Below are 17,310 nucleotides of genomic sequence, written 5' to 3'. Positions count from 1 at the left end.
GCGATCAGGTACTATGGATGAAGAACGAATAAGACGCCGTCCGGCGGCCACCAACTCGCCGGTTGAAGTCACGAGGACAAAGCGAAAGGGATCAGCCAATGAAGTGCGTTATCTCGGTTCTGGGTAAGGATCGCAGTGGCATCGTCGCCGCCGTGTCGACGGCGCTTGCGGAATGCGGCGCGAACATCGACGACATCAGCCAGACCATCCTCGACGACATCTTCTCGATGACGATGCTCACCACGCTCGATACCGCGGTCGCCGATTTCAACACCGTGCAGGAGAAGCTAGAGGCCGTGGGTGAGAACCTGGGCGTCCAGGTGATCATCCAGCGCGAAGACGTGTTCCAGTACATGTACAAGATTTAAGCGCGCCCGCTCCGGCTGATGGCGCAGAGCGCAGGGGGCAGCCACCGCAACGGCGCACGCGTAATGGGAGGGGCAACCGCACGTGCCACGCGCGAAGCAGCCGCCCGTCGCAACGTCACGCGGGGTGTAGCCGCTCGCAGGGCATGCAGCATGTGGGAAGCAGCCGCCCGCACGCGCCACGCGCGAAGCAGCCGCCCGCGCCCGTATGCGCGACGGGAGGGCGGCCGCTCGTGCGATGGGGGCGACTCCGCCCCTTCCCATAGGCGGAGTCGCCGATAAACTTGCTCTCTTCCGCCTGCGGGCGGGGCGGTCGATTCCAGCTGCGGACGGGGCGGTCGAAAACTCAACCGAGCGGATTGGCGTTCGCGTAGTCTTCCCCCAGAATCGATGCCATGGGAATATCTCCCATCCAGTCTTCGGCGACCGTCTTGTTCAAACGACTCTCCACGATATGGCGCGCTGCCGCGCAGGAGCACCACAGGGCTACAGGCTGGTTGGTGCCGCCGCCGTATACCTGGCTGTCCCAGCCGGCGGTGGCGATGCCCGAGGCGTACAAGCCGGTGATGGCCTTGCCGTTGGGGTCAACCACCTGTGCATCGGTGTTAATGTGGATGCCGCCGTTGGTGTTGTAGGCGTTCACGCCGACCTTTGCCGCGTAAAACGGGGCGGTCTTGAGCGGCCAGATGAATTCCTGCGGTTTGCCGTACTCGTCGGGAGCCCCGTCCGCAGCGGCGTTGTACGCCTCTACGGTTTTGACGAATCCCGCCGCATCGAAGCTCTCCACGTCCGACGCGATGGCCGCCCCCAGTTCCTCGATGGTATCGGCTTGGTAGAACCACTCCTTGTCCTGCACCTTTTCGATGTTCGATCGGATTTCGAGCGGGGTTCCTTTTTTCGTGGCGCTATCGAATCCGTTGTGTCCGTTCTGCCATTCGCCGGCCTCCCATCTCTGGATATAGGACTCATCGAACAGCGAAAACGCCTGGCTTTGCGACAAGACGACCTGCGGGATGCACGTGAAGAACAGCTGTGAGCCGGTGTTGAAGCCGAACGACTCATCGTAGAAGCGATTGCCGTACTGGTTCACAAAGACGCTCGAGAACTGGAATCCGGCAGCCGTGTTGAGGTCGGAGTCGAACCCGCACGGATCGTCGGCCGTGCCGATGCCCGCGAAGAATCCATCGATAGTCTGCAGCCCGGTGCGTCCATGCGCGGTCTGCTCCACCATGAGGTGGCCGTCGCCGTCCTGCCCGACGCCAAGGGGCATGACCTTGTTCAGATCCACGTTCGAATAGAGCTTGAGCAGCTCGGGGTTGCTGTTCATTCCGCCCGATGCGATCACCACGGCCTTGGCGTTAAGCTGGACGACACTGCTGTCGGAAGCCTTGTACTGCACGCCTGTGACGGCATACTCGTCTTCCAAAACGAGCGCGAACGCGCGGGAGCCGGTGCGGATGTCGACGCCCAGCTGTTCGGCCTGCGGGGTGAGCGTTGCGATGGCGGATGCGCCTGTGCCGCCCTCGTAGAGGGGCTGCCCGCTGCCGTAGTCTTTTACCCGCACTCCGTGCTTCCCGAACAGCCAGTCGGCGCAATCTCCTTGCTGGGTACGCAGCGCGTAGAACAGCGATGCGTCCACGACGAAATTGCGCTGGATCATATCCGCCTGCACCGCCGCGCGCGCCTCTTCCGGCGACATGTTGAGGAATCCGGCACCGCCCTCGGCGAAGTTCGTATTGCCGCCGAGGGCGTCTTGCTTTTCAAGCATCACCACCTTTGCATCAGGGTCCTGCTCCTTGGTGAGCATCGCAGCCGTAAAACCGCCCATGCCGGAGCCAATGACGACGACATCCACATCCTCGGTCGAGTCGGGATTGACTGGAATGCCTACGCCGTCGGGGTTGGCATAGCCGGCGCCCACCGGGGAAGCTGTCGTGCCGCCGTCGGCATCGTCGTGCGCGCCGGATGCGCCGGTGGACTGCGGCGAGCACGCCGCCAACATGGAGCCGGTTGCTGCGGCTGCGCCTGCAACGAGTCCCCCCTTCAAGAACGTGCGCCGATCAAGATTTCTCGAACTATCGCTCATGGCGATTCCCTCCTTCTTCGATTGCTTCGAAACCGTTGAAGGATTCTAGGAACCATTGCCGCATGCGGCAATCGCGAATAAAGTGTGAATTCAAATAGTACTTTTGATCAGGAAGAATAAAAAGAAATTTCCGGGGTCACCCTTTTTTCGCGAGGTCGTTCAGCTTTTCGAGCAGCTCTTCGCGCGATGATACGTCAGCCTTTTTGTAGATGTTGCGCACGTGAGTTTTCACCGTGTTTCCCGAAACGAACAATTCTTCGCCTATCTGTTTATAGGGGATCCTCTGCACGAGCAACTGGGCTATCTCCGCTTCACGGGGGCTCAGGCCAAACTGCTTCACCCAAACAGCAGACTGGCTGCTCACTGAGTCTTCTCCGTAAACGGCGGACAACGCCGCCGCTTGATTCGGCGCCTCCGCAGCGCTTCGAAGCGATTTCGCGCGCCAGTAGAGGAAAAGCGTTAGGACGAGCAGCAGCATATACATCAGTCCGCTGGAAAACGCATTGGCGAACTGCACGGGCACCAATGCTCCCAGCAGCTGTCCGAATTGGCTGCCGAAGAACAGCAATGCCACGAGAAAAGTAACGCGATGCCGTGTGCTGCGTGCGGCTAAAACCGCTGCGAAATACCACATCAGGTTGAAAAAGCATGCGAAACCCCCCGTGTTGACGGCCATAGGGGCGACCACGCTCACTCCCTGTACCGATATCAGCAGCATCCCTGTGGCCACGAGCGGAACAACGAACAACAGGCACTGCTCGAAAAGCGACTGCCGGTATTGGAGAAAAAAGACGGCGACCAATAGAAGTGCGCTCAGGCAGGTACCGATAGCTTCCGAGGTCATTCCCGCACGCATGCTGGCCGCTTCGAGACCTCCGATAGCGAATGTGCGCAGAAGGCCGTAAGCGAACCCGGTGAGCATGGCGAGGGCCACCAATGACCGCACGGTCATATCGACGCGCGTCGGAGCGGGAACGTCTGCGGATCTTTCAGGGGAGCGAGCGGAGGTGAAATAGAGGGCGGCGGCAATCAGCACGAGCATTGCGGCTGCAACCATTTCCGCGATCATCGGCAGCTGCGAGAGCAGGGCGAACACGACAACCCCTGCGACGGTCTCGACCGCGCAGGCCAGCGGTACGAAGCGGTAGCCCATGCGCGCATGCAGCTCGCCGTACAGGACCAGTGCGAAGCTGTTCCCGATACCGGAAAGCAACGCGCCGACGGCGCCCGCGAAGGCGCCCGCTTCGACGATGGATGGTATCACGAGCAGCACGAGCGCAAGCGATGCGCAGCCGGCGAACATCGCATACGAGGCGGGATGCGCGTACAAGCTGAGGTTCGGCTTGCGCCATGCAAGCAAGGCCAAGGCTCCGAGGGCGACGACGGTTCCTGCGATGGTGAGCACGAACCTGCCGTCATAGCCGCTCATGAACGAATCGAGCGTTGCGATGGGGACGTTCCAGAGCAACAAAAAATGGCTGCCCCACCATGCGATGCTTCCAAGTACGAGAAGGAGGTTGCTTTTGAGCGCAGCCGAAGCATCGACGCACAGGCCCTTCGCTTCCCGAACGAACGTGGATACAGAACCCTCTTGCACGCATTTCTCCTTGCTGGCTTCGTTTCGCCGATGACAGACATCGGCGAGGGGGCATCGATACTGTAGCATGACTTTTGCGTCCGCGCCGCCGGGCTCTGCTATGATGGCAGGTGTCGTCGCAACGTCAGTCGTGCATTTCCAGGTATTCGACAAGCTCGTCGCGCGAGTGCACGTCAAGCTTGCGGTACACGTTTCTGATGTGGGTCTTCGCGGTTCCTTTGGCCACCACGAGTTCCTTCTCAACGGCGCCAATCGACTTTCGCTGAGCCAACAGGAACAGCACCTCCTCTTCTCGTTGCGAGAGCAGGCGCTCTTTCGCCACCTTTCCGCACAGCGCCGCAAGATGCTGGTCGTTGACGAGATAGCTTTCGTCGGCGTCCTCGGAGCTATCGAAAAAGGCGACTCCCCAGCGATCCGGCATTCCCTTGCTCGTCAGAAGCATCATGGTGAGTACGGCTACCAGAAGGATGACGAGCGCGTTCAGAACGAAGTCCGGAGGAAGACCGCCCATGAAATCGGTTTCGGAAACGAGCGATTCCGTTTGCCGTCCGAGCATGTTGAACGAGACGCGTATGGCGCGTTCGATGCCGAACAGCCAAATGGCGGATATGCCCTGTCGGAAGCTCAGGCTGGTCAGGATGATCATGATGAGGATGGAGAAGGCGGTGTACGCGCCGGTCAAGCAGAAGTCAGCCGCTGCATTGTCCAGAAATCCCAGGCTTGGCAGGATGAGGAACGTTCCCACCATGAGCGGCAGGGCGAACCGGTAGATCACCCTAAAGTCGAACTTGCCGCCCTGAAACACCACGCCGACGAATACGAGAGATGCCATAACGACGGTGCCGAATGCCGAATGCGGCCCGAACGTGCTTGCGTAGAGCGAGGACTCTTTTAATCCGTAAGCGAAGGCGAACAAGGCCATGAGCAGAATCGGTTTCCAAGGGAAGGAGAAGCTACCCCGGTACGGATGCGGGAGTTCTTCGGGAGGGAGGGAGCGGAAGCTCGCTCGAAGGCAGGCGAGCGATGCGAGGGGCATGATCAGCATGGCAGCGAAAAGCCACGGCATGAGGAATCCTCGGCAGATGTAGATGAGCATCGCTCCCGCAACAATGGATGCGCAGAAATACAGCGCGACGCGCACTGGATTGAGGCAGCAGTACAGCTCTGACCAGAACAGGATGCTCAAGGCAATGCCGAACCCGCCCAGCACCGCAGAGGGCACGGCGAGCGTCGCGGCATACTCCGGGGCGTACAGCGAAGCGAACAGCCCCAGCGTGGATCCGATCAAGGAGATCCCGCACGCTCCGTAGAGCACCTTGCGGTTGTACAGGGTGCCGAGACGCCGCGAGGCGGCGACGAAGACGAGCGCCGTCGCAAGAATCGTCAGATCGAAGCAATCATGTCCGCTGTACTGCGTGGCTGGAAAATCGACAAACGATCCGACGAAGGCTAGTTCGATCCACGCGCGATAGATGCCGAACCCCAGAAAAGCAAGAGGGATGGAAGGCAGCCGGGCAAAGAGACCGACGGTCTTGCCATCTCCGGTTCCATGAGGGGCGGAATCGCGCCCCGGCTGTTTCGACGTCGAGCATATCCCCATAGGACCCTCCCATGCCGTCGTTCCCATTCTATAGCAAATACGTGCAGTGCCGGTGACGATCCGTCGAGTCGAAGCTTTCGTTAGGCATGGAATTACCTGATGAAATGGGTAGTAGATGGAGAAGGATGAGGGGGGATGAGCAAGATCATCCCCGCCGATCCACGCGCCCGAGTGACAGCACATCGGAGGAATCGTAACGTGCTAGCTGCGCAGGCGCAGCGGCCGTAGTTCGAAATGAGGCCGCGCGCTTTCTAAGAACGTTGAAGGAGGAGAAGATGGGGAAGATGGAACATGAGCTGACGCGCCGAAGCTTCTTGCAAGGGGCCGTTGCGGGAACAGCCGGCATTGCAGCCCTCGGTGTTTTGGGAAGCTGCTCGCCATCGGGCGGTGGGTCGAGCAGCGCCTCGGATGACGGCTCGCACGATGTCACCCAGACAGGATCGTCCGCCAACGCCGCATCCGCGGCCGACTGGCTTGGCGCCGAGCCCGATGTTGGCGAGCCCGAGGAAACGGTGGAGACGGATGTTCTCATCATTGGCGCGGGCTCAGGCGGCATGGTGGCGACCATGACCTGCCTGGAAAAGGGCTTGAAAACCATCACGATCGAAAAGACCGGCGCGGCCGGCATGGTGCGTGACGATGTTGGAGGCATCGGCTCGAAGCTGCAACGGGCAGAAAACAACAGCCCCGACCCGGCAGCGTGCCTGCACTACATCACCATGTATGCCGCCAACGACATGGACCAGCGTCTGGTGAAGCTGTGGTTGGACGAAAGCTACGAAGCGATCGACTGGTACGCCGACCTGCTTGAACGACGCAACGTCGGGCACTTGCTGTTCGAGGGCGGCTACTCCGCCACGTTCGACGATCCCGGCGCTTATCCCAAGTTCCAATCCGGGCACAGCCCCGTATGGGACGACCCTGAGCGGACGAGCAAGGTGGTATGGCCCGAGTACGTGGAGGAACTGGGCGGCGAGTTCCGCTTCGAGACGGCGTTCGTGAAGTTCGAGCACGACGATCACGCGGTTACCGCCGCTCTCGCCCAGGATGCCGACGGCAAGGTGATCCGCTTCAAGGCGACGAAGGGCATCATTTTGGCAACCGGCGGATACCAGCACAACATAGACATGCTGCGGGCTCTCCAGCCGCAGACGCTTGCCAGCATGCCGGCAGGCTACACGTCGGCCGGCCTGACCGCCGGGGATGGGATCAAAGCCTGCTTGTGGATGGGAGCCGCATTCGATGAGACCCATGCGTGCATGGTGTTTGATCGCACCGGCATGTATCCCAACGAGACGCCTCTCACCTGCACCGAGGGCCTGGGATGGCCCGAACTTAAAAAGCAGGTCCGGTTCGGGTCGCAGGCGTGGCTCAAGGTGAACTTGAACGGCGAGCGGTTCGCCAACGAATCGGCGCCCTACGACTACATTGTCCATGCGGCGGCCTATCAGCCCGAGCATTGTTGGTGCACCATTTGGGACGCCAACTACCTTGAGCACATGAAGCAGTTCGAAACGGTCGGCTGCGCGCGCCACTACCCGTATCCCAATGGAGCTCCGTCCGATGGCAAGTACGAAACGCTGCCGGACACTATCGCCGAATGGGAGCAAGCCGGCTTCGTGCAGAGCGCCGACACACCCGAAGAACTGGCGACAAAACTCAACATACCTCCCGAGACGTTCGCCCAAACGGTTGCGCGCTACAACGAGCTTGCCGCCAAGGGCCATGACGACGATTTCTACAAAGAACCTTATCGCCTGATCGCGCTCGATCAGCCTCCGTACTACGGGCTGCGCACGTGCAGCAGGCTCTTGTGCACGCTCGACGGCGTCCATGTCAACACCGATCTGAACCCGGTCGATGCCCAAGGCGTGCCGTTCACGGGCCTCCATTTGGTGGGCGACGTGTCGGGCGGATTCTTCGCGCACTCGTATCCCAACCTGTTCACGGGTCTGGCCAGCGGAAGGACGATGACCTACGCGCGCCATGCCGTCCGCACGATTCTCGGCGAGAGCCTGTAAGGCGAAATCAAGAGCCTGTAGGGCGAAAGCGCGGGGGCCGCATCGATGAGATGCGGCCCCCGCGTACTGGCGAGAAAGCAGAAGCGGTGGCGCTCGGGGAGGGGCCGCACTCTGCTTCCGATTCTCTAAAGCTTTGCCGGTACCATCCGGTCGTGCTCTCTCGCGAAGGATCGCACCTGCTTCCGATCATCTAGAGTCTCGCCGCTGCGTGTTTCGCGGCGGTTCTCGCGGTATTGATGGAATTGCCGCTGCACGAGCCAGGCGTGCCGATGGTATACACATTGCGGTAGAGCATGCAGCCTTCCACGCCCACCACGTACAACCCCTCGATTGCATGATGGTCGGCATCGATGGCCTGAGCATTGCGATTGGTTGCCACGCCTCCGATAGTGGTGAACATGGCGTTGATCGGTTGAGCCAGGTAGTAAGGGGGATTCTGCAAAGGGACGAGAAATCGAGGATCTTTGTCCCAGAGCTCGTCTTTGCCCGTGGCGCACATGGCGTTGTACTCGTTCGCAAAGCTCTCAAGCCGGTCCGGATCCAAGTCGGCGGCCTTGGCGAGCTCGGCGAAGGTGTCCGCTTTGAATACGTCTCCCTCACCCGAGGCGAGCGCGCTTTCCAAGAGGGCGCGCATGTCGTCCTCCTGGGTGGCGGCATACGCTTCAAATATGGCTTCGTCCCAGATCATGAACGAGCGTTCCTGGTTCCATTTCGGCGGATTCGCCAGCGAGAGGTTTACCGTGCAGTTGTCCTCCTTATAGAATCGCTCACAGCTTTCATTGATCCATGGAATTTGAGGTGCCATGCAGAAACCGAGATTCGTCATACTGAAGGAGAACGATTTGATGATGGAGCCGCAGTTGTCGGCTGCGTAATCTGCGAAATCCTTTGCGCCGGCGGTGATGGCCATGTCATGCCCGGACCCGTCGTCATGAGGCGATCCGACGGATAGGAGCCGATCGGCAGGGTAGCCTATGTTCGAGCAGAGCTCATAGTTCGCGCCGAATCCTCCGGTGGCCAAGATGACGGCTTTCGCATTGACCTGTATCCACTCGGACTTATTCTGCGCATACACTCCGCATACATTTCCATCGTGGAGGATGAGCTCCTCGGCTTTGGTCGAGAACTCCACCTGGATGCCAAGTTCTTCTAGTTTGGCCGTCATCGGATTGATATAGCCTTCCGTGATGCCGCCTTGATACCAGTGAAAGGTTCGATAGTCCTTGCCGTGGTAGTCGTCCACTTTGTCGAACTTTACACCCTGCTCAATGAGCCAATCGATATTCTGGCCAGAATTTTCCATCATCTCGAGCCAGGCAAGGCCGTCTGCGCGCCATTGGGATTGCTCCATCTCGCTCATGAGGATGTTCTTCAAATCCACTTGGATGCCGAGCTCCTTTGAAAGGCTTGAATCCACCCCGAACGACCCCTCTACGCCGTTCGCCGAGGCCCCGCCTGTGATATCGGCCGCCTCCAGCACGATGACATTCGCTCCGTCTTCATGCGCCTGTACCGCTGCTATCATGCCGGAAAACCCTGCCCCGACGACGCATATGTCGCATTCGTAGGTTTGGGCGACATCCTTTTCTTCCGTAGCGCTTGCGGATTCTCCGCCCTCGCCGGCGGTTTGGTCGGATGCTGTTTGGCCCTGGGGTGAGCAGCCGACGACGCCTGCAAGCGTTGTTCCGGCAATGCCGCACGCTGCTCCCTGCAAAAAATTCCTTCGCGTGAGTTTCATAGGTTTCCCTTCCCTTCGATAACAGACGACACAAACCGTACTCGTCGATTGCCGGCCTGTAACCATGCTTGGCGGGTGCGTGCCGAAAGATCACCCGGCGTGGGTGACGGATCGTGCCTGCGAAACAAAGCCGCTCCGCTACAATCGGGTCAGGGAATTGTGCAAGACGGGGAGATCTGGCATGGATTCGAGGAAAAGGGTATTTGTGGCAGTCGTTGGATATGCCGCATTCGTAGCTTCTGCAACGCAGGTGTTCGTCTCTCAAGGGTATCAGCAATTAGCTACGGAGACGATATCCTCGCGCATCGTGGAGAACACGGCGTTCTTCATGGCGTATTTTCTCGTTGCTACAGCGCTTTTGCCGCGCGGCATCAAGCGTGTTCCGCTTGGTTTGGCATTGATCGCCGCAGGAACAATCGTGGTGAGCCAAGGAGTATTCTACCTGCACAACCATGGTATCCTGACGATTCCTTTCGGAATTATGACTGGATTGCACGTTGGGACGGGCGCCTCGTTCGCGGTGCTTTTCGCGTTCTGGGCAGGAGTCGCTTATCTGTTCGACAGGCGCAGCTTTCAGTTCTGCATTCTGGCAGGCAGCCTTATGGCATCGTTCGCCGTTATCTTCATTAGCGCCTTTCAATCGGCGGAGGCGGTGCTGGTCACCAAATGCCTTTTCCTTGTCTTATCCGCCGGTTTTTCTGTAAAGCTTGCGATGCCTGCGAAAAACAGCTCGGGCGAGAAAGAGCGCGATAACGTCCGCTTGCTTTCCGGTATCAAAGGCCTTTTCGTTCCGATCATCTGCGCGGGGGCGTTGGGGTTCGCCTACCAATACTCATGGACCGTCGCCGGATTGGATGCGCTTGCCAGTATGTTCTTCGCCATCGGGGAGGCGTTTGCCGTTTCGGTCGTTTTGTTGGCGGCGTCGATGCCGGGTGTGCGCTCCTTCAGCGTTGCATGGGTGTTTCGCCTGCTCTGTCCAATTGCCTGCTTGCTGATAGTCCTGCAAGCGTTCGTGGCCGGCGTTTTGCAGGTGCTGTGCATGGGTATCGTGAGCGCTGCGTTCAACCTCTGCCTCATACTGCTCATGCCGCTGTGCGCCTCCATTGCGAAGCGCAAGGGGTTCTCGGCTTCGGGGCTGTACGCTGCCGCGGCAGGCGTGGTGAACATCTTTCCGACGCTCGGATATGTCGTGGGATTGCTGCCGCGCGACTATACGGGCGTGGGGATGTACGTTCTGGTATTCGCAGTGTTCGCGGTTCTGCTGGTAGCCGCTCGCTTGCATGATGGCAGCGCATACGACTCCGACATCGTTTTGGGAAGCGGACAGGAAGGCGATGACGGAGGAGGAGCACCTTCAACGCTTTTAAGTCGGGACTATTTTGCGGCTCTCGTCTCCGAAGAGTACGGGCTTACAAGCCGTGAAGAAGAAGTGCTGCGCATGGTGTTGCTCGGCAGGGACGCTCCCTCAATCTCCGAAGAGCTGTGCATTTCGGCCAACACTGTGAAAACGCACATCAAGCGCATCTATCGTAAGGTGGATATTCATTCGCGGCAGGAACTTGCCGATATGGTGGAAGATTTTGAAAACTCCGCCCATCAAGGCCTTTTGGGCTGACGCATGCGGCGACCGGTTGCGGGGGGGGGGGATTCGTAACCAGTTGGCGACTTATGGAAGTCCTCATCGTAGCCGGCTGCAGCTAGCTCGTTGTACCGCTTGATCGTGACTCCCTTGTACATACCACCTTTGGGGAACCGATATCGTGGCCAGTCTTTTTATCGTATACCTCGTCGGTAATATAATCGCGGCGTAGCTTGCCCGATCGGGAAGAGGAGGTGCTCGTGCTTTCGCTTTAGGTCGATCGCGATCCCAAATCAAAGCGGAGCTGTACCTTTCCCTCGGCACCGTTAACACGCGTATCTCTCATATCTATCAGAAATTGGGCATCCACAACAAAGACGAGCTCTCGGCATATTTCGAGGAACACGACGGGTCACCGTCGCTTTCGCAGTTCGTTTTTGTGGCGGCAGTTGCGCGGCCGCACGCGCATGCGGGCAAGAGATCGTGATCATCGATCAAGTCAAGTCATGCTTCCTATTTATTAAAAGACGCATCGGGAATGTACTCAAGCAGATCCCCTGGTTGGCAATCGAGCGCCTCGCATAAAGCGCCGAGCGTCGAGAAACGTGCCGCTGTTGATTTTCCAGTTTTAATGCGAGACAGATTAACTTGAGTAATGCCTACTCGGTCAGCTAGCTGCTTAAGACTGATCTCGTATTTGGCCATGATGCGATCGAGGCGCCAGACTACCGGCATGTTGAACTCCTTGGCATCAGAAAGCAATTTGTTGTTGATTTGCTACACCCTAGTTTAGCAGCTTTCCTTACCGTCTTCGGTATGGATATCAAGACGACGCTGGGTTTGAGGATAAAAGAGCTGCGCGATGAGCGCGGTATGACACAGCGTGCTTTTGCAGAAGCGTCCGGCATTGATAGGAGCTATCTTGCTGCGATAGAGAACGGCGAGATTAACGTCGGCATTAAAACAATTGAGCGTATTGCAAATGGTTTCGACCTCACGGTCGGGCAACTTACTGAAGGCCTTTAACTCAAGTTTCGACAGATTGTCCGCTTCGAATTCGTCGAATAAGATGAGCTTTGCGGTCTCTTGGACTATCGACCCTCTCTTTTCTATATCTCCGATCACATTTCTAGGGTGAACCATGGTTTCACCCTAGAAATGTGGTTGCCGTCGGCCTCCTCCCGGGCAGAATGCATCTCGTCTGATTGACCAATACGGAGGAGGACAACATGAGCATCAACAGACGCGACTTTTTGAAAGGTGCTGTCACCATGGGAGCCTTGGCGGGAGCGGGTTCGCTGGCTGCATGTGCGCCGCAAGGCGGTGCGGACGATTCGCCAACGGCAGGGACGACGAAGGCCCGTTCATGGGAAACCGTACCCGACCCTATTCCTGAAAACGACATCTCCGAAACTGTTGAGGCGGACGTGGTCATCATCGGAGCCGGCGTGGCCGGTATGACGGCGTTCATGCACGCGTGCGAAGCGGGAGCGAAGGCGGTCATCATCGAAAAGATGTCGCAGCCGAGCGCACGTGGACTCGATATGGCCGCCGTGAACACGCGGGTGCAAAAGGCCGCGGGCGTTTCGATCGACAAAGGCCAGCTGGTCAGCGATTTGGTGAAGGCATCGGGCTACAAAGCGAACGGCAGCCTCATCAAACTGTGGGCCGACAAGTCCGGCGAGGTGTTCGATCGCATAATCGACCTTGCAGCCGATCACGATGCCGAATTCGTGCTGGGCATGGGCTCGTCTGCAACAGCGAATGCCCCCGATTTCACCACGCGCACGTATCCGACCGATCATAACCTGGCGGGATACGGGGTGCATGAGTGCATGGAGGCCCTTGTCGGCTGGATGCAGGAGCGCGCGCTTGCCAACGGTGGCGCGTCGTACTACAAAACAAGGGCCGAACAGCTGCTGAAAGACGGGAGCGGCAATATTATTGGCGTGGTGGCTTCGCAGGGTTCCTCGTATGTGAAGTACACTGCTTCCAAAGGCGTGATCCTAGCGACGGGCGACTATGGCGGAAATGAGGACATGGTGGCGGAGTGGTGTCCGCTGGTTGGTCGCGTGCACGGTACCGCCTACATTCCTCCCGAGGCCAACACGGGCGACGGCATCAACATGGCCCTCTGGGCGGGCGCTTCCATGCAGCCGGGCAATCATGGCCCCATGGTTCATCCCATCCAAGGCGGCGGTGCGCTGTGTACTGCGTCCTTCTTGCGGGTAAATGCCAACGGAAAGCGGTTCGCCGACGAGAACACAACGCTGCCCGGCATTACCGATGCGGTGATGAGCAGCGCGAAACGCACTGTCTGGACCATCTTCGACGCGGACTACGAGAGCCAGATGGCTTCCATGTCTGCTCTGAGCACGTACAACTTCAACACTGCCGGCTCGCTGACGAAGTATTTCATGGACGGCAGCATGACACCCGATGCCGTGCCGCCCCTGCCTGAAATCGTGCAGATGGGTATCGATGAAGGCGCCACGTTCGAGGGCCAGACCCTCGAAGAGCTCGCGACAACGATCGATGTTCCTGCCGATGCGCTTGTGGCGACGGTCGCTCGCTACAACGAGCTCGTCGACCTCGGCGTCGACGAAGACTTCGGCAAAGATCCGGCCTGCTTGAAGCCTATTGCGAAAGCTCCGTTCTACGCTTCGCAGGTGCCGGCCAAACTGCTGGTCATTCCCGGAGGGTTGAATGTGGACGATCAGCTGCGCGTGCTCGACTCTGAAGAGCGCCCGATCGAGGGTCTGTTCGCCTGCGGTAACGTGCAGGGCAACTTCTTCGCCAACGACTATCCCATCTGCGCTCCCGGGCTGAGCCATGGGCGCTGCATCACGCTCGGCGCATTGCTGGGCGCAGCTGTGGCGAAGGGCTCGCTTGTGCAATAACAGCTATCAGGGCTTCCGCATTGCAAGGTCGTAGAGCTCTTGCTTGCTGTGGATGGCGAGCTTCCGGTAGATCGATTTGCAGTGGCTGCGCACAGTGTTCTCGCTCAGCATAAGCTTCTGTGCGATTGCGGCGTAGCTCAGCTTCTGGGCGAGCAGGACCATCACCTTCAACTCGCTCGGGCTGATGCCGTTCGTGTCAGCCAGGGCGGCGCAACGCGTTTCCAAATTGCCGCGCGCCGCCCCTTCGAAGTCGGATAGGCGCTTCTTCGTCTCCAGTTTGCCGAGGACAAAAGGAAAGACGAGCAGGTAGATGCAGACCATGAGCACGATGGCGACCAGCACGTCTTTGGACAGGCCGCTCAAGTACACGAGCGATCCGACGAGCGTTCCCAGCCCGATAGCTGAAAATACCATACCTTCACCGAAGCCGAACACGATGAACGGGTTGTCGCGCCTAGTGTACGCGATCTTTGCCAGAATGGTGCGAAGCAGAACCTCCATGAACGTGTACGCGATGCTGACGAGCGCCGTGAGAACGGGCCAGTAGAACGATTCGAGAAAGAGCGTGGGAATGAGTAGCGTTGCCAAGCCGAGCGCTACCCAGGGATATATGCTGTCGATGTCGGGCGGCCGCTTCTTGACGAACGACGCAACGCCGAGTATCGCGGCGGCCAGCAGCACTCCCGCCGTCGACAGCGTGTTGATGAGCGTGCCGTTGAAGTTGCTGGCGGCCACTTCGCGGATAGCGTTGAACTCAAAGGCCAAGGCGGCCACGCTGAGCACCGGTACCAAGACCGGGCGCAGCGTCGAACGCGCAGGGGATTTTCCTAACCGCGGAGCGTGCACGGTCGACTTTTCAGAAAGCGCCTCGGTGGCGTTGGCGCAGTGTTCGAAGAGCAGGAAGGCGGGTACGAGCAAGGCGAACGCCGCTATCCTGGGAGTAAAGAAACCCTCGATCTGGAAGAGGGCTATGCTGGACAAACTCGACACCCCTCCCATGATGAGCATGGCTGCGAAGGATGCCCGGGGTTCCAAACGAGAGAGCACCTCTCCCCAGAGTAGAAAGTACATGCCGTTCGTAATGCCGAACACCGCGCCGACAATCAGGAAAACGACGGATGCCGAAGGGCACCACAACGATGCGGCCAAAAACATTGCCATCGAAAGAGCCAAGAGAGCGGTGAAGACAACGCGGAGTGATCGACTGGAGCGTCGGAAGTCGGTAAGCACAGCAATTGCAAGAACCGTCAGAGGCGCGAGTGCTATGGCGACCGTGGCGCCGATTCGGAAAAGCTGGGAGAGGTTGCGCACGGACTCGTCGGCTTCCATCGCGAAGGACAGTCCTCCCCACATGAAAGCGATGTTAACGGCAAGGAACGTTCCGTATCCCAAGCCGACGAGCACGATGAGTTTGCGGTTTTCCATGTGCGTTTCTTTCGCAGAACGTCTATGAGCCGGTGTCAAGTATACCCGACCGCGAAGGGTAGGAGCCGTCATCGCGCTTCGAGAACGGGAGCCGACCGGTGCGCGGAGGGTATCCTCACCCATCTTGCTGAAAAACCGCTAAGACGATAGCGGCGGATGCATTCATTTCGTACAGCACGGTGAAAACCCATATCAGACATATTTATCAGAAAACAGGCGTCCGTACGCGCTAGGAGCTTATCGCGCTGGTTGTTCAAAAGAGCGAGCGAATCGAAGAGCGCCCTGACGGCGCCCGTACGAAGCACGACGAGTGAAGCTGGCAGCGCCGTCGTCCTCGCTTTCCGCTGCGCACGGTTCACGGTCTTCCACTATAATGCGCCCAGGAGGGGGAGGATCGCATGCCGTTCGCTGTTCGCAAAGGTTTCGCGCGGTTCGATGTAAAAGCTATTATCGGTTCCGGTTTCCTGTGGGCGTGGTTCGACGCTCTATTCATGAGCGTATTCTTCAGTCCGTCTGGCCAACAAGGGTTCATGTCGGAGATCGCCGCGATCTGCATATTCGCATTCGGCGTACCGCTGTACGTGGTCACAATGCGTCGCAGCGACGCGATGCGCCGGCTGTTGGCGAGAAAGAAGATCATGGCGGCGGTTGCGGTCGCAGGCGCCGTCGGTTCACTGGTGCTCGTATGCGCGGGGTTCGCTGATAGCTGGACGCTGCTGTTCGCGGGTGCCGTGCTCTGCGCCATCTTCATGGGATTCGCCGGCTTGGCGTGGGGTGCGGTTTACAGCAGTGACGGGGCTCGCAGCGCCATGGTCTACGTCGCGGGAGGCTTCGCGTTCGCGTTCGTGGTCGACGTCCCTTTGCTTCTCATGATCCCGGTGGCTTCCGCCTGCTTCTTCGCGCTGCTTCCGGCGGCTTCGCTGCTCATGCTCGCTCGAGTGGATCCGAAACTCAGCACCTATGGCTTCCGCAACGAATTGACTACATCGTCCGAGCAGAACCTGGCCGAGCGCCTGCGCTCCAGCTTCGGCGTGTCGCTGCCAGCCCTTGGCGCCGTGATGCTCATCATGATCGGCTTCGGATACGTCCAGCATCTTGCGTCGTTCGCCCCGCAAGCGGTTGAGTCGGCTATAGGCGGCGGCGTTCTGATCCAGGTTGTCAGAGGTATGGTGGCGGTGGTCGCGTTCTTGGTCGTGCTCGTTGCGCCGAAGCGTGCGAGCTGGATGTATCGGTTGGGGCTGCTGGCTATGGTCGCCGGTTTCTCGCTCATGCCGTTTTTGTACGACGGTCAGTCGTTTGAAGCGTCGGGAGCTGTCATTATCGGAGGATATACGGTATTCGACGTGCTCAGTTGGGTCATTTTCTCGCAGGTCGCCCATACGCGCTCGAGCGAGCCGGTAAAGACTATCGCCGTCATGCGGCTGGCGGTGGGCGCGTGCTATGCGGCGGGAGCTGCGATCGCCATCGTCCTGTCCTTCGCGATGCCCACGAACGCTCATGGTTACGAGGAGGCTATGTTCGTCGGGTACTTGATGACGGTCGCCATCGTGCTGCTGCTTACCAGCAAGGAGGTGTGGGAGCTGTTCGCACCTCAGGTGCTCGTGCGCCCGGTTGCGGAGGTTTCTCCCAACGTCGAGGATCGGCCCGACGACGTGCTGCAGGAGCGCTGCCAGGAGTGGGGTTTCACGCAGCGCGAGCAGGAGATCATTCGGTTGTTGGCGGTAGGCCGCACGCAGCCATGGATTGCCGAGAGCCTGGGTATATCCGAGAACACGGTGAACACCCACGTTCGCCGCATCTACCAGAAAATGGGGGTGCACAGCAGACAGGAGCTGATCGACCTGGTGCTAAACGCATAGTCGCACGATTCATGCGACCGAGTCGCCCTTGTCGCACGAACCCTGCGATCTTTCGGAAAATGGCAGGATTCGTGCGTTTCGCCCGCTTCCTTTCATCCCTAGACTGCAAGGGCGCTTGAAGAAGCGCTTTGCACGCAAGG

Annotated in this window: 12 protein-coding genes and 2 pseudogenes; 8 read left to right on the top strand and 6 right to left on the bottom strand. The window is 59.0% G+C overall.

Going from position 1 to position 17,310, the window contains the following annotated elements; translation table 11 throughout:
- Positions 1 to 98: 98 nt before the first annotated feature.
- The gene (locus C2L71_RS07665) at positions 99 to 368 is read left to right on the top strand and encodes an ACT domain-containing protein (RefSeq protein ID WP_103265190.1); all 270 of its coding nucleotides are present in this window, start codon (positions 99 to 101) and stop codon (positions 366 to 368) included.
- 343 nt (positions 369 to 711) lie between these two features.
- On the opposite strand, the gene C2L71_RS07660 is transcribed toward C2L71_RS07665, so the two are convergent.
- The 3 genes from C2L71_RS07660 to C2L71_RS07650 form a co-directional block, all read right to left on the bottom strand.
- Complete coding sequence (locus C2L71_RS07660) at positions 712 to 2,451, bottom strand: FAD-binding protein (RefSeq protein WP_103265189.1); 1,740 nt, start codon at positions 2,449 to 2,451, stop codon at positions 712 to 714.
- A 136-nt stretch (positions 2,452 to 2,587) separates the two neighbouring features.
- Entirely contained in the window at positions 2,588 to 4,048 is a 1,461-nt protein-coding gene (locus tag C2L71_RS07655) for a helix-turn-helix transcriptional regulator (RefSeq protein WP_157938955.1), read from the bottom strand.
- A 124-nt stretch (positions 4,049 to 4,172) separates the two neighbouring features.
- Entirely contained in the window at positions 4,173 to 5,648 is a 1,476-nt protein-coding gene (locus C2L71_RS07650; protein WP_157938954.1) for a response regulator transcription factor, read from the bottom strand.
- A 275-nt stretch (positions 5,649 to 5,923) separates the two neighbouring features.
- Here C2L71_RS07650 and C2L71_RS07645 point away from each other — a divergent pair, with 275 nt between their 5' ends.
- The gene (locus C2L71_RS07645) at positions 5,924 to 7,669 is read left to right on the top strand and encodes an FAD-dependent oxidoreductase (protein WP_103265186.1); all 1,746 of its coding nucleotides are present in this window, start codon (positions 5,924 to 5,926) and stop codon (positions 7,667 to 7,669) included.
- 190 nt (positions 7,670 to 7,859) lie between these two features.
- Here C2L71_RS07645 and C2L71_RS07640 read toward each other — a convergent pair whose 3' ends face one another.
- Positions 7,860 to 9,407 carry an FAD-dependent oxidoreductase gene (locus C2L71_RS07640; protein ID WP_157938953.1) on the bottom strand — a complete coding sequence of 516 codons (1,548 nt, stop codon included), beginning with the start codon at positions 9,405 to 9,407 and terminating at the stop codon, positions 7,860 to 7,862.
- Between the two features lie 205 nt (positions 9,408 to 9,612).
- On the opposite strand from C2L71_RS07640, the gene C2L71_RS07635 reads away from it, so the two are divergent.
- Together C2L71_RS07635 and C2L71_RS12490 are read left to right on the top strand one after the other, a co-directional pair.
- On the top strand, positions 9,613 to 11,022 hold the full coding sequence (locus C2L71_RS07635) for a helix-turn-helix domain-containing protein (protein WP_157938952.1): 1,410 nt from the start codon (positions 9,613 to 9,615) through the stop codon (positions 11,020 to 11,022).
- A 241-nt stretch (positions 11,023 to 11,263) separates the two neighbouring features.
- Positions 11,264 to 11,473: pseudogene (locus C2L71_RS12490) on the top strand (LuxR C-terminal-related transcriptional regulator); the annotation flags it as partial.
- Between the two features lie 26 nt (positions 11,474 to 11,499).
- Here C2L71_RS12490 and C2L71_RS07625 read toward each other — a convergent pair.
- A complete protein-coding gene (locus C2L71_RS07625; RefSeq protein ID WP_103265182.1) occupies positions 11,500 to 11,721 on the bottom strand; it encodes a helix-turn-helix domain-containing protein in 222 nt (73 codons plus the stop codon).
- A gap of 81 nt (positions 11,722 to 11,802) precedes the next feature.
- On the opposite strand from C2L71_RS07625, the gene C2L71_RS07620 reads away from it, so the two are divergent.
- Together C2L71_RS07620 and C2L71_RS07615 are read left to right on the top strand one after the other, a co-directional pair.
- On the top strand, positions 11,803 to 12,012 hold the full coding sequence (locus C2L71_RS07620) for a helix-turn-helix domain-containing protein (RefSeq protein ID WP_103265229.1): 210 nt from the start codon (positions 11,803 to 11,805) through the stop codon (positions 12,010 to 12,012).
- A gap of 203 nt (positions 12,013 to 12,215) precedes the next feature.
- A complete protein-coding gene (locus C2L71_RS07615) occupies positions 12,216 to 13,886 on the top strand; it encodes an FAD-dependent oxidoreductase (protein ID WP_103265181.1) in 1,671 nt (556 codons plus the stop codon).
- Between the two features lie 6 nt (positions 13,887 to 13,892).
- Here C2L71_RS07615 and C2L71_RS07610 read toward each other — a convergent pair whose 3' ends face one another.
- A complete protein-coding gene (locus C2L71_RS07610; RefSeq protein ID WP_157938951.1) occupies positions 13,893 to 15,311 on the bottom strand; it encodes a response regulator transcription factor in 1,419 nt (472 codons plus the stop codon).
- Positions 15,312 to 15,454: 143 nt separating this feature from the next.
- On the opposite strand from C2L71_RS07610, the pseudogene C2L71_RS12425 reads away from it, so the two are divergent.
- Positions 15,455 to 15,544: pseudogene (locus C2L71_RS12425) on the top strand (LuxR C-terminal-related transcriptional regulator); the annotation flags it as partial.
- 297 nt (positions 15,545 to 15,841) lie between these two features.
- Positions 15,842 to 17,170: a LuxR C-terminal-related transcriptional regulator gene (locus C2L71_RS07600; protein ID WP_170042469.1), complete on the top strand. Its 1,329-nt coding sequence runs from the start codon at positions 15,842 to 15,844 to the stop codon at positions 17,168 to 17,170.
- Positions 17,171 to 17,310 lie beyond the last annotated feature (140 nt).

It is taken from the genome of Enteroscipio rubneri (assembly GCF_002899715.1).
GTDB lineage: Bacteria > Actinomycetota > Coriobacteriia > Coriobacteriales > Eggerthellaceae > Enteroscipio > Enteroscipio rubneri.
Note: the sequence above shows the minus strand (reverse complement) of the source record. Positions and strands in the feature narration are given on the sequence as shown.

What these genes read in the sequence shown, in the direction of transcription:
- C2L71_RS07625 (WP_103265182.1), bottom strand. Translation starts at nt 11,721, where the DNA reads ATGCCGGTAGTCTGGCGCCTCGATCGCATCATGGCCAAATACGAGATC.
- C2L71_RS07615 (WP_103265181.1), top strand. Translation starts at nt 12,216, where the DNA reads ATGAGCATCAACAGACGCGACTTTTTGAAAGGTGCTGTCACCATGGGA.
- C2L71_RS07620 (WP_103265229.1), top strand. Translation starts at nt 11,803, where the DNA reads ATGGATATCAAGACGACGCTGGGTTTGAGGATAAAAGAGCTGCGCGAT.
- C2L71_RS07665 (WP_103265190.1), top strand. Translation starts at nt 99, where the DNA reads ATGAAGTGCGTTATCTCGGTTCTGGGTAAGGATCGCAGTGGCATCGTC.
- C2L71_RS07610 (WP_157938951.1), bottom strand. Translation starts at nt 15,311, where the DNA reads ATGGAAAACCGCAAACTCATCGTGCTCGTCGGCTTGGGATACGGAACG.
- C2L71_RS07645 (WP_103265186.1), top strand. Translation starts at nt 5,924, where the DNA reads ATGGGGAAGATGGAACATGAGCTGACGCGCCGAAGCTTCTTGCAAGGG.
- C2L71_RS07600 (WP_170042469.1), top strand. Translation starts at nt 15,842, where the DNA reads ATGTCGGAGATCGCCGCGATCTGCATATTCGCATTCGGCGTACCGCTG.
- C2L71_RS07640 (WP_157938953.1), bottom strand. Translation starts at nt 9,407, where the DNA reads ATGAAACTCACGCGAAGGAATTTTTTGCAGGGAGCAGCGTGCGGCATT.
- C2L71_RS07650 (WP_157938954.1), bottom strand. Translation starts at nt 5,648, where the DNA reads ATGGGGATATGCTCGACGTCGAAACAGCCGGGGCGCGATTCCGCCCCT.
- C2L71_RS07660 (WP_103265189.1), bottom strand. Translation starts at nt 2,451, where the DNA reads ATGAGCGATAGTTCGAGAAATCTTGATCGGCGCACGTTCTTGAAGGGG.